The sequence below is a fragment of the Pseudomonas sp. JV241A genome (assembly GCF_900275665.1).
GTDB classification, from domain to species: Bacteria; Pseudomonadota; Gammaproteobacteria; order Pseudomonadales; family Pseudomonadaceae; genus Aquipseudomonas; species Aquipseudomonas wadenswilerensis.
This window is the reverse complement of sequence record NZ_OPYO01000008.1, coordinates 113,014-129,621: the sequence shown is the minus strand read 5'-3', so window position 1 is coordinate 129,621 and position 16,608 is coordinate 113,014. Positions and strand designations below refer to the sequence as shown.

Sequence of the window (16,608 nt, the reverse complement as noted above, 5' to 3'; positions counted from 1 at the left end):
GCTACCGACAACCCAGACCAGTAAATAAATACTAATAAATTACATTTTAATAACTTGTAAGCATAAAAGCCGTTCTACGGGCGTTCCAGCGCGCCATGCATCAGGCACAAGAAAAATATGCTTCGAATGCATTGGCTGCGCGTTGTGACAGCAGCTTTAAATGCAGATTCTTATCACCTAAACGAATTGATATTCAAATCTGTAATTCAATTTAAGAATAAGCAAATTTCAACTCGCAGAGGTTTCCATGGCCCGAGCTTCACTTTCCAGCCTGCCACTGGCCAGCCCGCCAGGCCGGACGCGACGGTTCGACGGCCTGTACCTGAGCCGCCTGCAAGCCTGGTATCTGCCCCTGTTACTGGCAGCACTGTGGTGGCTGGCCAGTCGCAACCAGTGGATGAGCGAACAGATATTGCCGGCACCGAGCCTGGTCTGGCAGAGCGGCCTGGAGCTGGCCCAGGGCGAGCTGTGGACGCACCTGGCGATCAGCCTGCAACGCCTGGCCCTGGGCCTGCTGGTGGGCGTCGCCAGCGGCGCCTTGCTCGGTGCCTGGCTGGGTTTCAGCCGTCGCGCCGAACGCCTGGTACTGCCAACCTTCAATGCACTGGCGCAGATCCCGACCCTGGCCTGGGTGCCGCTGTTCATGGTGCTGTTCGGTATCGGCGAGGTGCTCAAGCTGGTGGTGCTGGTCAAGGCGATCATCGTGCCAGTGACCCTGCATACCCTGGTGGGGGTGCGCGACACCCAGCCACGGCTGCGCGAGGCGGCCACGGTGTTGCGCCTGCCGCCGCACCTGCTGGTCAGCCAACTGATTTTTCCGGCGGCCCTGCCGGCCTTTCTCGCCGGCGTGCGCCTGGCCCTGGCCACCGGCTGGACATCGTTGCTGGCGGTGGAACTGCTGGCCTCCAGTGAAGGTATCGGTTACCTGATGGTCTGGGCCCGGCAGCTGTTCATGCTCGATATCGTGTTTGTCTGCATCCTGGTCATTGGCCTGCTGGGTTTTGTCATGGATCGCATCCTCGGCTGGCTCGACCGGCACCTGGTGCATTGGCCGCATCCGCCCAGCGCCGAGCTGCGGGTGTCGCGTTTGCAAGGCGCCCAGCGCTTGCAGGCCTTGCTGCTGCCGATCGCGCTGCTGGTGCTGTGGCAGCTGGCCAATCAACTGGACTGGGTCGACACGCAGATTCTGGTTGCCCCGTTGCAAGTCCTGCAGACCACCTGGAATGGCCTGCTCGACGGCTCGCTCAGCGGCGCCCTGGCGATCAGTGTCGGTCGGGCCCTGGGCGGTTTGCTGCTCGGCGGCAGCCTGGGCTTCGCCCTGGGCCTGTGGCTTGGGCTGTCGACGCCCGCCGAACGGCTGCTCGGGCCAAGCCTGGCCGGTTTGCGCCAGATCGCGATCTTCGCCTGGGTGCCGCTGCTGACCGCCTGGTTCGGCCTCGGTGAATTGGCCAAGTGGGTATTCGTCGGCCTGGCGGCGTTCTTCCCGCTGTTCATCGCCACCCAACGGGCGGTGGCCAACCGCTCGCCACAGCTGGAGGAAGTCGCCCGCGTGCTGCACCTCAACCTGCCCCAGCGCCTGCACCGACTGGTGCTGCCAGGCGCTGCGCCGGGGATTTTCGCCGGCCTGCGCATCGGCCTGATCTACGCCTGGCTGGGTACCATCGGCGCCGAATACTTCATGCCCTCGGGCGGCGGTATCGGCAGCCTGATGATCGGCGCCCAGCAGTTGCTGCGCATGGACATCATCATGGCCGGGATGCTCCTGGTCGGCCTCACTGGCGCGCTCCTCGGCGCCTTTGGACAACACCTCGAATTGCGCGCCACGCGCTGGAGACGAGCATGAACGCCATCGCCCCTGCCCTGGTCAGTTTCAATCAGGTCGGCAAACACTTCGCCGTGGCCGGCGGTGAGCTGGAAGCCATCCGCGACTTCAACCTGCAAATCGCCGACGGTGAGTTCGTCGCCATCGTCGGCGCCAGTGGCTGCGGTAAATCTACCCTGCTGCGCCTGCTGATCGGCCTGGACAACGACTACCAGGGGCAGATCCTGATCGACGGCCAGCCGCTCAATGGCATCGGCAGCGAACGCGGCATCGTTTTTCAGGAGCACCGCCTGTTCCCCTGGTTGAGCGTGGCGCAGAACATCGCCCTGGGCCTGGTCAACGAGCCGTTGAACAGCGAGCAGCGCCAGCAGCGCATCGACCAGTACATCGCCCTGGTGGGCCTGCAGGACTTCAGCCAGGCCTACCCGCACCAGCTCTCCGGTGGCATGGTCCAGCGTGTGGCAATTGCCCGTGGCCTGGTGGCCAGCCCGCGTATCTTGCTCCTCGATGAACCCTTCGGCGCCCTCGACGCGCTGACCCGCCAGCAGATGCAGGACGAGCTGCTGGCGATTCGCGAGCGGGCACGCATTACCACCCTGCTGGTGACCCACGATGTCGAAGAAGCGCTGTTTCTCGCCGACCGCGTGGTGGTACTGGAGCCGCGCCCCGGGCGGATCAAGCGCATCGTCGACATCGACCTGGCGCACCCGCGCCAACGCGCCAGTTACGCCTTCCACCGTCTGCGCGAAGACCTGCTGCACGAACTGACCGCCGACGAACGCTATCTGCCGCCGGCGCTGGAACAGATCCGCGACCTGCCTTTGACCTACCTTGCCTACTGAGAACCGACCATGAGCCAACGCCCCAACTTTCTGGTCATCGTTGCCGACGACCTGGGTTTCTCCGACCTCGGCGCCTTCGGCGGTGAAATCGCCACGCCGAACCTCGACACGCTGGCCACTGCCGGCCTGCGCCTGACCGATTTCCATACCGCGCCGACCTGCTCGCCAACCCGCTCGATGCTGCTCACCGGCACCGACCACCATATCGCCGGCATCGGTACCATGGCCGAAGCGCTGACCCCGGAGCTGATCGGCAAGCCAGGCTACGAAGGCTATCTCAATGACCGCGTGGTTGCCCTGCCGGAGCTGCTTCGCGATGCCGGTTACCAGACCCTGATGAGCGGCAAATGGCACCTGGGCCTGACCGCCGAACTGGCGCCCCAGGCCCGCGGCTTCGAGCGCTCCTTCGCCCTGCTGCCCGGCGCTGCCAACCACTATGGCTTTGAGCCAACCTATGACGAACACACCCCCGGCCTGCTCAAGTCGACGCCGGCGCTGTACATCGAAGACCAGACCTTTATCGAAGAACTGCCCAAGGATTTCTATTCCTCCGACGCCTTCGGCGACAAGCTGCTGCAGTACCTGAAGGAGCGCGACCAGAGCCGGCCATTCTTCGCCTACCTGCCCTTCTCGGCGCCGCACTGGCCGTTGCAAGCGCCTGCCGAGGTGGTGGCGCGCTACCAGGGCCGCTACGACGCCGGCCCCGAAGTGCTGCGCCAGGAGCGCCTGGAAAAACTACGTCAGTTGGGCCTGATCGCCGCCGATACCCAGGCCCACCCGGTGGACAACCACTGGCACAGCCTCAGCGCTGAGCAACGCCAGCGTTCGGCGCGGGCGATGGAGGTGTACGCGGCGATGGTCGAGCGCATGGACTGGAACATCGGCCGGGTGCTGGACTACCTGCGCAACCAGGGCCTGCTCGACAACACCCTGGTGCTGTTCATGTCCGACAACGGTGCCGAAGGGGCGCTGCTCGAAGCCTTCCCCAAATTCGGCCCGCAACTGGCCAGCTATCTCGACCAGCACTACGACAACAGCCTGGAGAACATCGGCCGGGCCAACTCCTATGTCTGGTACGGCCCACATTGGGCCCAGGCGGCCACTGCACCGTCACGGCTGTACAAGGCCTTCACCAGCGAAGGCGGAATTCGCGTGCCGGCGCTGGTGCATTACCCGGCATTGGCGCGCCAGGGCCAGATCAGCCATCAGTTCAGCACGGTGATGGACATCACCCCGACCCTGCTTGATCTTGCCGGCGTGCGTCACCCCGGCAAGCGTTGGCGCGGTCGCGACGTGGCGCCGCTGCGCGGTAAGTCCTGGCTGGGTTTCCTGTCAGGCGAGACCGAGCAGGTACACGACGAAAACACCGTCACCGGCTGGGAGCTGTTCGGCCGCAGGGCGATTCGCCAGGGCCACTGGAAAGCCGTGTACATCCCCGGCCCGGTCGGCCCGGCCACCTGGCAGCTCTACGACCTGGCCAGCGACCCGGGCGAAATCAATGACCTGGCCACGGCACAACCAGCGAAACTGGAGGCGCTGCTCGGCGAATGGCAGAAGTATGTCGAGGAGACCGGGGTGATCCTCAGTCAGTCACCGTTCCAGCCGGATTAGCCAGCGCCTGCAGGCGTGCGGGGTCGATGATTTCGATCTCGCCATAGCCCAGGCGCAAGGCGCCCTCCTGTTGCAGCGACTTGAGGATCTGGTTGGTGGTCTGGCGCGACAGCGAGAGCATCAGCGCCAACTGCTCCTGGGACAGTTGCAGCACGCGCCGGCTGCCCCGCAACTCGCCATAACCGGCGGCGATCTGCAACAGCCTGTGGGCTACCCGCGGCGCCGCCGCCAGCAGGCTCTGCTGCTCCAGGGCAACAAACACCACGCGCAGTTTATGGCTCATCAGCAACGCCACGTCGCGCCAGTGCTGTGGCTGCTGTTCGAGCCACTTCAACAGCGGCGCCTGGGGTATCCATAACAGCCGGGTCGGCCCTTCAGCCTGGGCGTCGTGGGTACGCGGCTGGCCGTCGAACAGACTGATCTCACCGAACCAGTGCGGCGCTTCGATTAGGGTCAACAGCGCTTCCTTGCCATCGGTAGCCACCGCGCCCACGCGCATCGCCCCGTCTAGCACCGCATACAGCCCGCACGGCGCATCACCGCGCTGGAACAGGTATTGCCCGGCTGCCAGCTCACGCTGCCGGGCCAGCGCCAACAGGCTATCCTGAAAGCAGGGAGGCAACGCCTGGAACCAATGACCTTGCAGCAGGGTTTCGCGCATAGCGCCTCGAAGGTGAGCTCTGTCGGCTAGCCGACAGACAGGCGGAAATCTGTAGGACATGCTCACGCCACCTACAGGAGGAACAACAATGAAAAACCTGGTCGAACACCTGAGTCAATACGCCGCCTACCACCGCGACCCGCGCAACATCGTCACCCACTTTATCGGTATTCCGCTGATTGTGCTGGCGGTGACGGTTTTGTTGTCACGACCGGGGGTTGCGGTGGGCGGCGTCTGGGTGTCGCCGGCGCTGCTGGTGGCGCTGGTTACCGGCTGGTTCTACTTGCGCCTGGATCAACGCCTGGGCCTGCTGATGGCGGTATTGCTTGGTTTGTGCCTGTGGGCCGGGCAGGCGTTGGCCGGGCAAAGCACCCTGGTGTGGCTGAGTGCCGGGCTTGCGCTGTTCGTGATTGGCTGGGTGATCCAGTTTGTCGGCCACCACTATGAAGGGCGCAAGCCGGCGTTTGTCGATGATCTGATGGGGTTGATCATCGGGCCGTTGTTTGTGGTGGTGGAGCTGGGGTTCTTGCTGGGCATGCGCCTGGAGCTGAAAAAAGCCATTGAAGACACTGTCGGGCCGGTGGCGATTCGGCAGAAGAAGGCGGCGGTCTGATTAGGGCTGCTTTGCAGCCCATCGCTGGCAAGCCAGCTCCCACAGGTTGGGTGGTTGCAATACCTGTGGGAGCCGGCCTTGCCGGCGATAAGGCCCTGAAGGTCAGCCCCGCGACTCAACCCCCAACTCATCCCACACCGACTCGGCCAGGTGGAAGGTGGCATTGGCCGCCGGGATCCCGCAGTAGATCGCGCTCTGCATCAGCACTTCCTTGATCTCTTCACGGGTCACGCCATTGTTGGCCGCCGCGCGCAGGTGCAGTTTCAGCTCCTCGTTGCGGTTCATGCCGATCAGCATGGCGATGGTGATCAGGCTGCGGGTATGCCGGGGCAGGCCCGGGCGGGTCCAGATGTCACCCCAGGCGTGGCGGGTGATCATTTCCTGGAACTCGCCGTTGAACTCGGTCAGGTTGTCCAGGCTGCGCTCGACATGGGCATCGCCCAGCACCGCGCGGCGCACCTGCATGCCGGCTTCATAACGTTGTTTCTCGTCCATGGTCATTCCTCACGGGCCAGCAGAAAATCGATCACCCGGCGGCTGAACGGCGCACCGACTTCAACGTTGGACAGGTGCGCAGCGTGGAACTCGGCATACTCGGCGCCCGCCACGTTCTCCTGGATGAAGCGCCCGCCCGACGGCGGCGTGACCGCGTCATGGGTGCCGGAGATCACCAGCAGCGGCACCTTGATCTCGCCCAACTGCTCACGGAAGTCGGCATCGCGCACTGCCCCGCAGTTAGCCGCATAACCTTCAGGCGAGGTGGCGGCGAGCATGTCGGTAATACGCTTGGCCTGCTCGGGGTTGCCCGCAGCATAGGCCGGGGTAAACCAACGCTCGATCGACGCATCACGCAGGCCGACCATTGCCGCCTGTTGATCGCGCAGGACCATCTCGATACGCGGGTTCCAGGTGTCCGGCGCGCCGATCTTGGCCGCGGTGTTGCACACGACCAGGCGCTTGAGCCGGTGACCGGCATTGATCCCCAGCCACTGGCCGATCAGCCCGCCCATGGACAGGCCGCAGAAATGCGCCTGTTCGATGTGCAAGGCATCGAGCAGGGCCAGCACATCCTGCCCCAGTTGCTCGATGCTGTACGGCCCTGCGGTGACCAGCGAGCCGCCATGGCCGCGGGTATCGTAGCGCAGCACGCGAAAATGCGCGGTCAAGGCCGGTACCTGGGTGTCCCACATGTGCAGGTCGGTGCCCAGGGAGTTGGACAGCACCAGCACCGGCAGGTGTTCCGGGCCTTCGAGTTGATAATTGAGTACGCCATCGGCGAGTTGTACCTGTGCCACTGCAGCCTCCTTCAGGCATTGACGCGGTGATGTTCAGCCAGCGCCCGCTCGACCCAGGCACGGGCCTGGCCGAGGTAGTGGGCTGGGTCGAGCAGACGATCAAGTTCGTCTGGCGAAAGTTCGGCGCTGACTTGCGGGTCGTCACCAAGCACGGCGCGCAGGTGGCGCTGCTCGGCCACTGCACGCTTGCAGCAGGTTTCCAGCAAATGGTGGGCGTGGTCACGACCCAGGCGTTGGGCCAGAACGATACTGACCGCTTCGGCCAGGACCAGGCCCTGGGTCAGGTCGAGGTTACGACGCATGCGCTCGGCGTCCACTTCCAGGCCGTCGGCGATGATCTGTGCCTGGCGCAGTGCACCGGACACCAGGCAGCAGATTTCCGGCAGGGTTTCCCATTCGGCATGCCACAGGCCGAGGCTGCGCTCGTGCTCCTGGGGCATGGCGGCAAACAGCGTGGCCAGCAGACCCGGCACCCGGGTGGCAGCGCCGATCAACACCGCGGCGCCGACCGGATTGCGCTTGTGCGGCATGGTCGAGGACCCGCCTTTGCCGGGCGCCGAGGGTTCGAATACCTCGGCCGCTTCGGTCTGCATCAGCAGGCTGACGTCACGGCCGAGCTTACCGAGGCTGCCGGCGATCATGCCAAGCACCGAAGCAAACTCCACCAGGCGGTCGCGCTGGGTGTGCCAGGGTTGTTCAGGCAGTGTGAGTTTCAGCTCTGCGGCCAAGGCCTCAGCCACCGGCAAGGCCTTGTCGCCCAGCGCCGCCAGGGTGCCGGAAGCGCCGCCAAACTGCAGGGTCAGCAGGCGCGGCTTGAGTTCCTGCAGGCGCTCGCGGTGGCGGTTCAAGGCGCCGAGCCAGCCGGCGATCTTCATGCCCAAGGTGACTGGCGTGGCATGTTGCAGCCAGGTGCGACCGGCCAAGGGGGTCTCTGCGTAGGTCTGGGCCTGGCGGGCCAGGGCATCCGTCAGCCGCGCCAGATCCGTTTCGATCAATGCCAGCGCCGCCCGCAGTTGCAACACCAGGCCGGTGTCCATGGCATCCTGGCTGGTGGCGCCCAGGTGCACATAACGCTCGGCCTCCGGCACGCCACTGGCAATCACCTTGCCCAGCGCCTTGACCAGCGGGATCGCCGAGTTACCGGCCACCGCAATGGCTTCGGCCAGCGCGGCAAAGTCATAGCGCTCGGCATGGCAGGCGGTTTCGATCGCTGCCACCGCCACCTGGGGGATAACCCCGGTGGCCGCTTCGGCACGGGCCAGGGCTGCTTCGAAATCAAGCATGCCCTGCACCCGGCCACGGTCGCTGAAGATCTCGCGCATCCCCTGCGCGGTGAAATAGGCATCGAACAGCTGATTGCCCGGTCGTTGCTTCAAATTGGCTGAAGTCATGGCTACTTTCTCTTGGAACTACAGAGAGTCTAGATACACCCAGTAACATCCACGATCCACAGAACAATCACCCCAGGCCGCCAACCTTGCGTGGAGGCCGGCGGCTCGGGATCATTGCTTTACACCCGCTCGATGGCCAGGGCCAGGCCCTGGCCGACGCCGACACACATGGTCGCCAGGCCTTTGCGCCCGCCGGATTTCTCCAGTTGGTGCAAGGCGGTGAGGATCAAACGCGCGCCGCTCATGCCCAGCGGATGACCGAGGGCAATGGCGCCACCGTTGGGGTTTACCTGCGGTGCATCGTCGGCCAGGCCGAGTTCGCGCAGCACGGCCAGGCCCTGGCTGGCAAAGGCTTCGTTGAGTTCGATGACATCGAAATCGGCCACCGCCACGCCCAGGCGCTCGGTCAGCTTGCGCACGGCCGGTACCGGGCCGATGCCCATGACCCGTGGCGCAACGCCGGCACTGGCCATGCCCAGCACCCGCGCCCGCGGGGTCAGGCCATGTTTCTTCACGGCTTCGGCCGAGGCCAGGATCAACGCCGCGGCGCCGTCATTGACGCCCGAGGCATTGCCGGCGGTGACGGTCTTGTCCGGGCCGTTGACCGGCTTGAGCCGGGCCAGGGCTTCAAGGGTGGTGTCGGCGCGCGGGTGCTCGTCGTGCTCGACCACGGTTTCGCCCTTTTTATGGGCGATGCGTACCGGCACGATCTCTTCGGCGAAGAAGCCCGCAGCCTGGGCGGCGGCCGTGCGCTGCTGGCTGCGCAGGGCGAAGGCGTCCTGATCGGCACGTGATACCTGGTAGTCATCGGCGACGTTGTCGGCGGTCTGCGGCATCGCATCGACCCCGTACTGAGCCTTCATCAGCGGGTTGATGAAGCGCCAGCCGATGGTGGTGTCTTCCAGCTTCATGTTGCGCGAATAGGCGTTGTCAGCCTTGCCCATGACGAACGGCGCACGGGACATCGACTCGACGCCACCGGCAATCGCCAGCTCCATTTCACCGCTGGCGATGGCGCGAAAGGCCGTGCCCACCGCATCCATACCCGAAGCGCAAAGGCGGTTGAGGGTCACTCCCGGCACGCTTTGCGGCAAGCCCGCCAACAACAGCGCCATGCGCGCGACGTTGCGGTTGTCTTCACCGGCCTGGTTGGCGCAGCCGAGGAACACTTCGTCGAGTTGCTCCCACTGTACCTGCGGGTTGCGCTCGATCAGCGCCTTGAGCGGCACCGCCGCCAGGTCGTCGGCGCGCACGCCGGCCAGGGCGCCACCGAAGCGGCCAATGGGGGTGCGAATGGCATCGCAGATAAAGACGTCACGCATCAGGCTTCTCCTGGCGCTTGGCCGTGGGCGGCGGCGGTGCGCGCTTCGAGGTCACGCAAGGCATTGAGCTCGACTTCGCTCGGCGCGACGGTGGTTTGCACGTCGTCGGCAAAACGGATGGCCCAGCCGGTGGCGTCGGTGATCTGCTCGCGGGTCACGCCCGGGTGGATCGAGGTCACGACAAACTCATGGGTGCCGGCTTCCGGCTCCATGATGCACAGGTCGGTGATGATCCCCACCGGACCTTCGCCTGGCAGGCCCAGGCGTTTGCGCGAATCGCCGCCTTCGCCGTGGCCGACCGAAGTGATGAAGTCGAGCTTGTCGACAAAGGCGCGGTTCGACTGCTTGAGGATGATCAGTACCTGCTTGGCGGAACCGGCGATCTCCGGCGCGCCACCGGCACCCGGCAGGCGCACTTTCGGCTGGTGATAATCACCGACCACAGTGGTGTTGATGTTGCCGAAGCGGTCGACCTGGGCGGCGCCAAGGAAACCCACGTCGATGCGCCCGCCCTGCAGCCAGTAGCGGAAGATCTCGCCGGTCGGCACCACGGTGTCGGCCGTTTCAGCCAGCTCGCCATCACCAATCGACAACGGCAGCACGCTCGGCTTGGCACCGATCGGGCCGGACTCGTAGATCAGCACCACATCCGGCGACGAGGTCAGGCGCGCCAGGTTGGCGGCCTTGGACGGCAGACCGATGCCGACGAAACAGACTGCGCCATTGCGCAAGCGACGGGCTGCGGCAACGGTCATCATTTCATTGGTGGAGTAGCTCATTGTGCAACCTCCGCGCTGGCCAGTTTTGCCTTGAATTCAGTGAAGTCGGCGGTGCCGCGAATGTACTGGTCGATCCACGCCGTGAAGCTTTCGCGGCTGCGGGCAATCGGGTCCCAGGCCTGGTAGAAGCGGTTGTCGCGCTCGTAGTAACCATGGGCGTAGGACGGATGCGCACCACCGGGTACCAGGCACACCGCAGACAGCGCCCAGGTCGGCAGCACGCAGGCATTCATCGGTGCCTTGAGGTCGTCGACGATCTCCTCGACCGTAACGATGCAGCGCTTGGCCGCCAGGGCCGCTTCCTTCTGCACGCCAAGGATGCCCCAGAGCAGCACGTTGCCTTTGCGGTCGGCCTTTTGCGCGTGGATCACGGTAACGTCCGGGCGTACCGATGGCACGGCGGCGAGGACTTCGCCGGTGAATGGGCAGGTAACGCTCTTGATCAGCGGGTTGACCTTGGGCAGGTCGGAACCGGCGTAAGCCCGCAGTACTGCGAACGGAAGGCCCGAGGCACCGGCGACGTAGGCGTTGGCCAGGTCGGCGTGGCTGTGTTCCTCGATTTCGATCGCGTGCGGCCACTGTTTTTCAACGGCGTCGCGCAGACGATGCAGGGAACCGACACCCGGGTTGCCGCCCCAGGAGAAGATCAGCTTGCGGGCGCAACCGGCGCCGATCAGCTGATCGTAGATCAGGTCAGGGGTCATGCGTACCAGGGTCAGATCTTTCTTGCCCTGACGAATGATTTCATGCCCGGCGGCAGTCGGAATCAAGTGGGTGAAGCCTTCGAGGGCGACGCTGTCGCCGTCGTTGACGAACTGCTTCACGGCGTCGTGGAGCGAGAGGATTTCAGCCATTGCAGACTCCTGGATATGCTGAGTCGGGGTCGGTTTCAAGGCGCCTTGGGCGGCGCCGGGTATGGGTTCAGATTAAGGGGGGCTTGGGGGCGGTTCAATCCGATAATCGACTAATTGTTCGATTATCGAACCGATTGTTGTCTTGCTAAGAACCCTTGTGGGAGCTGGCCTTGCCAGCGATGCGGGCACCGCGCAAAGCCAGGCATAGCGTCGATACCATCGCCGGCAAGGCCAGCTCCCACAGGCTGCCGATATCAGGTCGCATCCGCGTGACTGACCATGCCCTTGATGATCACCGCGGTAGTGGCGAGGGCCGCCGGGATCACCAGCGCGGTCAGCACCTGCTCGAAATTCCAGCCCAGGCCCAGCAGGGTCGCGCCCATCCAGGCCCCGAGGATCGCGCCGAAGCGGCCGATGCCGAGCATCCACGACACACCGGTGGCGCGGCCCTGGGTCGGGTAGAAACGCGCCGCCAGTGACGGCATCGCCGATTGCGCACCGTTGACGCACATACCGGCAACCAGCACCAGGGTTGCCAGCAAGGTGATGTTGCCCAGGCTCTGCCCTACTGCGTAGGCAAATACCCCTGCCAGCAGGTAAAAGACACCAATGACCTTGTGCGGGTTGTAACGGTCCATGGCCCAACCCACTGCCACGGCGCTGAGCACACCCCCAAACTGGAACAACGCGCCGATAAAGGCGGCCTGTTCCATGCTCGCGCCACTGTCACGCATCAGCGTTGGCAGCCAGCTGGTCAGCAGGTAGACAATCACCAGGCCCATGAAATACGTCAGCCACAGCAGTAGGGTGCCGACGCTGTAGGTACCGGAGAAGATCACCGCAAACACGTTGCGGGCTTTGACCGTCTTTTGCTCCGGCACGCTGAAGCTCGACGCCTGGCCGACAATGGCCGGCTCGATCGGGGCAAGGGTCTTGCGCACCTTGTCGGTGCCACGGTTGCGTACCACCAGGTAGCGCGCCGACTCCGGCAGCCAGAACACCAGCACCACTGCCAGCACCAACGGCAGCAGACCGCCGATCAGCAACAGGCTGTGCCAGCCGAACGCCGGGATCAGCTTGGCGGAAATGAAGCCGCCACCGGCCATGCCCAGGTTGAAGCCGCAGAACATGCTGGTCACCAACAGCGACTTGTGCCGCTCCGGGGTGTATTCGGACAGCAGCGTGGTGGCATTGGGCATGCCCGCGCCCAGGCCCAGCCCGGTCAGAAAGCGCAGCACCAGCAACTGGTCGACGTTGGTGCTGTAGGCGGACGCCAGGCTGAAGGCGCCGAACAGCACAACCGCCCCCACCAGTACCACCTTGCGCCCGAAACGGTCGGCCAGCGGCCCGGAACCCAGCGCACCGAAGACCATGCCGATCAAGGCGGCACTCATCACCGGCCCCAGGCTGGCCCGGTCAATGCCCCATTCCTGGGACAGGGCCGGGGCGATAAAGCCCATGGCGGCGGTATCGAGGCCGTCGAGGAAGACAATCAGGAAGCACAGGATTACCACCCGCCATTGGTAGCGCGACAGCGGTTGGCTATTGATAAAGGACTGCACATCAAGGCAGTTTCCGACAGCAGCTTGAGGACTATTCATTATTTTTATCCAGAAGAAGCGCGCGAGGGTGCGGGTGCGCGCATGAACGGCACAGGCGAACAGGAACAGGTTCGGAAAGCTGGATCAGCTGCCGCGCAGTCCAGCGTAGGACAGGTGCAAGCCGTGCGGGGACAGGAAGTCGGTCATGGGGCGTTTGCCTCTCGCTCATTATTATGGGCGGTCAAGGCAGGTTGACCGCTGCGAGGGACATTAATAAGCAGGCGGGCGCGGCGCAATTCGATAAACGCATCTCTGTGCGTTTATCGAACAGGAACGTTCAGGCGAACAGTTGCGCGCTGAGGTCGCGGCTGGCGGCGAGCATGATCGGCAGGAAGCGCTGCTCAAGCTCGGTGCGGCTGACCCGGCCGGCATGGGTGCTGACGTTGAGCGCCGCCAGGACCTGGCCAGAGGCGTCATAGACCGGCACGGCGATCGAGCGCAACCCTTGTTCGAGCTCCTGATCGACCACGCACCAGCCCTGCTGGCGAACCAGCTGCAGGCACTCGAGCAAAGCCACCGGGTCGTGAATGGTGCGACTGGTCTTGGCCTGCAGGTCGGCATGCTCGAGGTATTCGTGCAAGGTCGCGTCGTCCAGCGCCGCCAACAGGATACGGCCCATGGAGGTGCAATAGGCCGGCAGGCGCCCGCCGACCGAGAGGTCGACCGAAATCAGACGCTGCACGGTGGCCGAACGGGCGATGTAAAGAATGTCATCGCCTTCCAGGGTAGCCATATTGCAGGCCTCGTGCAGTTGATCGCTCATCCGGTCCAGATAAGGCTGCGCCGACACCGCCAGGGGGGTCGACGACAGATAGGCGTGGCCCAGGGTCAACACCTTGGGCAGCAACGAGTAAGTGCGCCCGTCGGTGGTGGCATAGCCCAGCTTGATCAGGGTATGCAGGCAACGCCGCACCGCCGCCCGAGGAATCTCTGTGCGGTGGCTGATCTGGGCGATGGTCAGGTGACGCTTGCGCTCCTGGAATGCCTGCACCACTGCAAGGCCGCGGGCCAGCGAGGTCATGAAATCGGGGTCACCGGTAAAGGCCTGGATGCGTTTGGCCGGCGAGGCGACGATGGGCGGCGCCAGGGACGCAAACGAGCTACGCACGTTATCGTTCAACCCTGGCCCTTTGGGCGTTGTTTCTTCTGTCATGGCTAACCTCGGAAAAACGGTCACTGGTGCGATTATCGAACCATCGACCGATAATCGCAATTGACCGCTACCCACAATTGCTTATACCTTTCTACCGCCACAACGTGGCTTCTTGGAGAGACTGGTCAGGTACCCACCGTAGAAGTCCCAGGCACGGCCTTGCCCACGAAGCGAGGCCGTTTTTCCTTCCTCCGTACAACGCGGGGCTGTAAGCCGAAAACTTTTCTATTGCCTCCTGTGCCAATGCCAATCTCGGCCGTCTGACGACTTTCATAACTTGGTAACAAAACTGGCGCTTGTTTGGTCCTATCTACAATAGAGAGTGCTACTGTCAGACTATCTGCTTGCTATAATAAAACTTCGTAACCCTGCCCCAAGTAGGGTTGCTGCGGATCCAACCGCCTCTGCCCAGGCAGACAGAAGCGGACCGCTGCAAGTGCCATTAACGTGAATAGCCCGTTGTTCACATTCGCTTGCACAACCAGAACCTACTGTTGCTGCGACAGTTATGCCGCTCTGGCAGCGTAGCCGTGTGCATATTGCGCCCCGCGCTGTTTGCCCGCGTAAACGCCAGGGTTTATATCCACACTACAGGTAGTACTGTGACCAAAGATGAACTGCGCGCAGAACTAGAGCGCCAGGAGCAACGTTACAAGGAAGTCTATGGTGGTGAAGTCACCACTTACGCCGCGCAACCCGATCCGGAGCGCAAGCCATGGCGCAAGCGAGCAAGCGTGCTTGACCAGGCCTTCGCCCAGGAACTGGAAAAAATCGAGAAAGAACTCAAGGACCAGGCGCCCTAGCCCGCTGCTGCAGGCAGCGCAAGCAGGCCATTGAACGGCGTACCGGGGGCGCTTTTGCCGGCCCGCAATGCTGCGGATTTTTGCGCGGTCCACAGCATGCCGTAACGGAATTTCACAAATTTCATACGGTCGTTTGATTTTTTCCTGACAACCAGACCTGAGTGCAAACCTTTCATTTTTCTCGATTTTTTAGCATTTTAGCCGACGTTAAGCGAAGCATCGCCGCCTCAACGGGTTGGGCGCCGGGCTAGAAAAGTCGTCGAGCGGTCAGCAGCAGGGGCATCGATTACCGGGGATTTCTGGCATAATCGCGCCCCCTTATGACCGGGTCAGAATTCCTTCATGATCGATTTATTCAGCGGACTTGATGCCTGGGTACTGGTGAGCTTGCTGCTCGCTCTGACCTTCGTACTCGCCTTCGAGTTCATCAATGGCTTTCATGACACCGCTAACGCGGTAGCTACAGTCATCTATACCAAAGCCATGCCGCCGCACCTGGCCGTGTTCTTCTCCGGCGTGTTCAACTTCCTCGGGGTTCTGCTCGGCGGTGTCGGCGTGGCGTATGCCATCGTTCACCTGCTGCCGGTCGAACTGCTGATCAATGTGAACACCGGCCACGGCCTGGCGATGGTCTTCTCTCTATTGGCTGCCGCCATCACCTGGAACCTGGGCACCTGGTACTTCGGGATCCCGGCGTCCAGTTCGCATACGCTGATCGGCTCGATCCTGGGCGTGGGCCTGGCCAACGCCCTGATCAGCGACATTCCACTGGGTGACGGGGTCAACTGGCAGAAGGCAATCGATATCGGCATGTCGCTGGTACTGTCGCCGATGGCCGGTTTCGCTGTCGCCGCGCTGGTGCTGCTGGGCCTGAAATGGTGGCGGCCGCTGTCGAAGATGCACAAGACGCCGGAACAGCGCCGCAAGCTCGACGACAAGAAGCACCCGCCATTCTGGAACCGCCTGGTCCTGGTGATTTCAGCCATGGGCGTAAGCTTCGTGCACGGCTCCAACGACGGTCAGAAAGGTATCGGCCTGATCATGCTGGTGCTGATCGGTATCGTTCCGTCCGCGTTCGTTCTCGACCTGAACAGCACGACCTACCAGATCGAGCGGACCCGCGACGCCACCCTGCACCTGAACCAGTTCTATCAGCGCAACGAAGCGACCCTGGGCGAATTCCTGGCCCTGGGCAAAGCCAAAGAAGGCGACCTGCCAGAACAGTTCAGCTGCAACCCGCAGCAGACCGAGCCGACCATCAATGCCTTGCTCGATTCGCTCAAAGGCGTGGCCGACTACCGGTCGCTGACGCCGGAAAAACGCATTGAAGTACGTCGTTACCTGCTCTGCCTGGACGACACCGCCAAGAAGGTCGGCAAGCTGCCAGGCCTGCAGGCACGCGAGAAGGCGGACCTGGACAAACTGCGCAAGGACCTCACTGCCACCACCGAGTACGCCCCGTTCTGGGTGATTCTCGCGGTCGCCCTGGCCCTGGGCCTGGGTACCATGGTCGGCTGGAAACGCGTAGTGCTGACCATCGGCGAGAAGATCGGCAAGCAGGGCATGACCTACGCCCAGGGCATGTCGGCACAGATCACCGCAGCCTGCGCCATCGGCATGGCCAACATCTTCAGCCTGCCGGTATCGACCACCCACGTACTGTCCTCGGGTGTGGCCGGTACCATGGTGGCGAACAAGAGCGGCCTGCAAGGTGGCACCGTCAGGACCATCCTGCTGGCCTGGGTACTGACCCTTCCGGCCACTGTGGGCCTGTCGGCAGGCTTGTTCTGGCTGGCGACCAAAGCCATCGGCTAAAGCACCCCGCAGTAAAAAGGCGCCCCGAGGGGCGCCTTTTTTATGC

At 63.5% G+C, this 16,608-nt stretch carries 16 protein-coding genes; 6 read left to right on the top strand and 10 right to left on the bottom strand.

The features are described from left to right. Positions 1-247: 247 nt before the first annotated feature. Genes JV241A_RS04700 through JV241A_RS04690 form a run of 3 tightly spaced genes read left to right on the top strand, consistent with a single transcriptional unit; the run spans position 248 to position 4,275 of the window. Complete coding sequence (locus JV241A_RS04700; protein WP_134061460.1) at positions 248-1,843, top strand: ABC transporter permease; 1,596 nt, start codon at positions 248-250, stop codon at positions 1,841-1,843. Further along, positions 1,840-2,664 (top strand): ABC transporter ATP-binding protein, encoded by an 825-nt coding sequence (locus JV241A_RS04695; protein WP_134061459.1) that lies wholly within the window; start codon positions 1,840-1,842, stop codon positions 2,662-2,664. Before JV241A_RS04700 ends, JV241A_RS04695 begins: the two co-directional genes overlap by 4 nt. A 9-nt stretch (positions 2,665-2,673) precedes the next feature. Next, positions 2,674-4,275: an arylsulfatase gene (locus tag JV241A_RS04690; RefSeq protein ID WP_134061458.1), complete on the top strand. Its 1,602-nt coding sequence runs from the start codon at positions 2,674-2,676 to the stop codon at positions 4,273-4,275. Here JV241A_RS04690 and JV241A_RS04685 read toward each other — a convergent pair. Next, a complete protein-coding gene (locus tag JV241A_RS04685; protein WP_115085501.1) occupies positions 4,247-4,936 on the bottom strand; it encodes a Crp/Fnr family transcriptional regulator in 690 nt (229 codons plus the stop codon). The two genes, JV241A_RS04690 and JV241A_RS04685, sit on opposite strands and share 29 nt — an antisense overlap. Before the next feature lie 88 nt (positions 4,937-5,024). Here JV241A_RS04685 and JV241A_RS04680 point away from each other — a divergent pair, with 88 nt between their 5' ends. Then, a complete protein-coding gene (locus JV241A_RS04680; RefSeq protein ID WP_134061457.1) occupies positions 5,025-5,549 on the top strand; it encodes an Mpo1-like protein in 525 nt (174 codons plus the stop codon). A 102-nt stretch (positions 5,550-5,651) separates the two neighbouring features. Here the strand turns inward: JV241A_RS04680 and pcaC are convergent, their stop codons facing one another. From pcaC to pcaR, 8 genes are all read right to left on the bottom strand, one after another. Next, on the bottom strand, positions 5,652-6,044 hold the full coding sequence (gene pcaC, locus JV241A_RS04675; protein ID WP_115085499.1) for a 4-carboxymuconolactone decarboxylase: 393 nt from the start codon (positions 6,042-6,044) through the stop codon (positions 5,652-5,654). A 2-nt stretch (positions 6,045-6,046) separates the two neighbouring features. Then, complete coding sequence (gene pcaD, locus JV241A_RS04670; RefSeq protein WP_134061456.1) at positions 6,047-6,844, bottom strand: 3-oxoadipate enol-lactonase; 798 nt, start codon at positions 6,842-6,844, stop codon at positions 6,047-6,049. Positions 6,845-6,855: 11 nt separating this feature from the next. Beyond that, positions 6,856-8,220: a 3-carboxy-cis,cis-muconate cycloisomerase gene (locus tag JV241A_RS04665; RefSeq protein WP_166675648.1), complete on the bottom strand. Its 1,365-nt coding sequence runs from the start codon at positions 8,218-8,220 to the stop codon at positions 6,856-6,858. Positions 8,221-8,354: 134 nt separating this feature from the next. After that, positions 8,355-9,560 (bottom strand): 3-oxoadipyl-CoA thiolase, encoded by a 1,206-nt coding sequence (gene pcaF, locus JV241A_RS04660; RefSeq protein ID WP_177414832.1) that lies wholly within the window; start codon positions 9,558-9,560, stop codon positions 8,355-8,357. Next, complete coding sequence (locus tag JV241A_RS04655; protein WP_134061454.1) at positions 9,557-10,336, bottom strand: CoA-transferase subunit beta; 780 nt, start codon at positions 10,334-10,336, stop codon at positions 9,557-9,559. The genes pcaF and JV241A_RS04655 overlap by 4 nt, the downstream gene beginning before the upstream one ends. Continuing rightward, positions 10,333-11,190, bottom strand: coding sequence for a CoA transferase subunit A (locus tag JV241A_RS04650; protein ID WP_115085494.1), 858 nt, complete (start codon positions 11,188-11,190; stop codon positions 10,333-10,335). Before JV241A_RS04650 ends, JV241A_RS04655 begins: the two co-directional genes overlap by 4 nt. Before the next feature lie 254 nt (positions 11,191-11,444). After that, on the bottom strand, positions 11,445-12,791 hold the full coding sequence (locus JV241A_RS04645; protein WP_134061453.1) for an MFS transporter: 1,347 nt from the start codon (positions 12,789-12,791) through the stop codon (positions 11,445-11,447). Between the two features lie 277 nt (positions 12,792-13,068). Then, positions 13,069-13,944: a pca regulon transcriptional regulator PcaR gene (pcaR, locus tag JV241A_RS04640; RefSeq protein ID WP_174242307.1), complete on the bottom strand. Its 876-nt coding sequence runs from the start codon at positions 13,942-13,944 to the stop codon at positions 13,069-13,071. 602 nt (positions 13,945-14,546) lie between these two features. Here pcaR and JV241A_RS04635 point away from each other — a divergent pair. After that, positions 14,547-14,747, top strand: coding sequence for a hypothetical protein (locus tag JV241A_RS04635; RefSeq protein ID WP_038998948.1), 201 nt, complete (start codon positions 14,547-14,549; stop codon positions 14,745-14,747). Here JV241A_RS04635 and JV241A_RS04630 read toward each other — a convergent pair. Beyond that, entirely contained in the window at positions 14,744-14,923 is a 180-nt protein-coding gene (locus JV241A_RS04630) for a hypothetical protein (RefSeq protein ID WP_134061452.1), read from the bottom strand. The two genes, JV241A_RS04635 and JV241A_RS04630, sit on opposite strands and share 4 nt — an antisense overlap. 166 nt (positions 14,924-15,089) lie before the next feature. Between JV241A_RS04630 and JV241A_RS04625 the strand changes: the two genes are divergently transcribed. Beyond that, the gene (locus JV241A_RS04625) at positions 15,090-16,562 is read left to right on the top strand and encodes an inorganic phosphate transporter (protein ID WP_115085492.1); all 1,473 of its coding nucleotides are present in this window, start codon (positions 15,090-15,092) and stop codon (positions 16,560-16,562) included. Positions 16,563-16,608 lie beyond the last annotated feature (46 nt).

What these genes read in the sequence shown, in the direction of transcription:
- pcaR (WP_174242307.1), bottom strand. Translation starts at nt 13,944, where the DNA reads ATGACAGAAGAAACAACGCCCAAAGGGCCAGGGTTGAACGATAACGTG.
- JV241A_RS04690 (WP_134061458.1), top strand. Translation starts at nt 2,674, where the DNA reads ATGAGCCAACGCCCCAACTTTCTGGTCATCGTTGCCGACGACCTGGGT.
- JV241A_RS04630 (WP_134061452.1), bottom strand. Translation starts at nt 14,923, where the DNA reads ATGAAAGGTTTGCACTCAGGTCTGGTTGTCAGGAAAAAATCAAACGAC.
- JV241A_RS04680 (WP_134061457.1), top strand. Translation starts at nt 5,025, where the DNA reads ATGAAAAACCTGGTCGAACACCTGAGTCAATACGCCGCCTACCACCGC.
- JV241A_RS04645 (WP_134061453.1), bottom strand. Translation starts at nt 12,791, where the DNA reads ATGAATAGTCCTCAAGCTGCTGTCGGAAACTGCCTTGATGTGCAGTCC.
- JV241A_RS04625 (WP_115085492.1), top strand. Translation starts at nt 15,090, where the DNA reads ATGATCGATTTATTCAGCGGACTTGATGCCTGGGTACTGGTGAGCTTG.
- JV241A_RS04650 (WP_115085494.1), bottom strand. Translation starts at nt 11,190, where the DNA reads ATGGCTGAAATCCTCTCGCTCCACGACGCCGTGAAGCAGTTCGTCAAC.
- JV241A_RS04700 (WP_134061460.1), top strand. Translation starts at nt 248, where the DNA reads ATGGCCCGAGCTTCACTTTCCAGCCTGCCACTGGCCAGCCCGCCAGGC.
- JV241A_RS04685 (WP_115085501.1), bottom strand. Translation starts at nt 4,936, where the DNA reads ATGCGCGAAACCCTGCTGCAAGGTCATTGGTTCCAGGCGTTGCCTCCC.
- pcaC (WP_115085499.1), bottom strand. Translation starts at nt 6,044, where the DNA reads ATGGACGAGAAACAACGTTATGAAGCCGGCATGCAGGTGCGCCGCGCG.
- JV241A_RS04655 (WP_134061454.1), bottom strand. Translation starts at nt 10,336, where the DNA reads ATGAGCTACTCCACCAATGAAATGATGACCGTTGCCGCAGCCCGTCGC.
- JV241A_RS04695 (WP_134061459.1), top strand. Translation starts at nt 1,840, where the DNA reads ATGAACGCCATCGCCCCTGCCCTGGTCAGTTTCAATCAGGTCGGCAAA.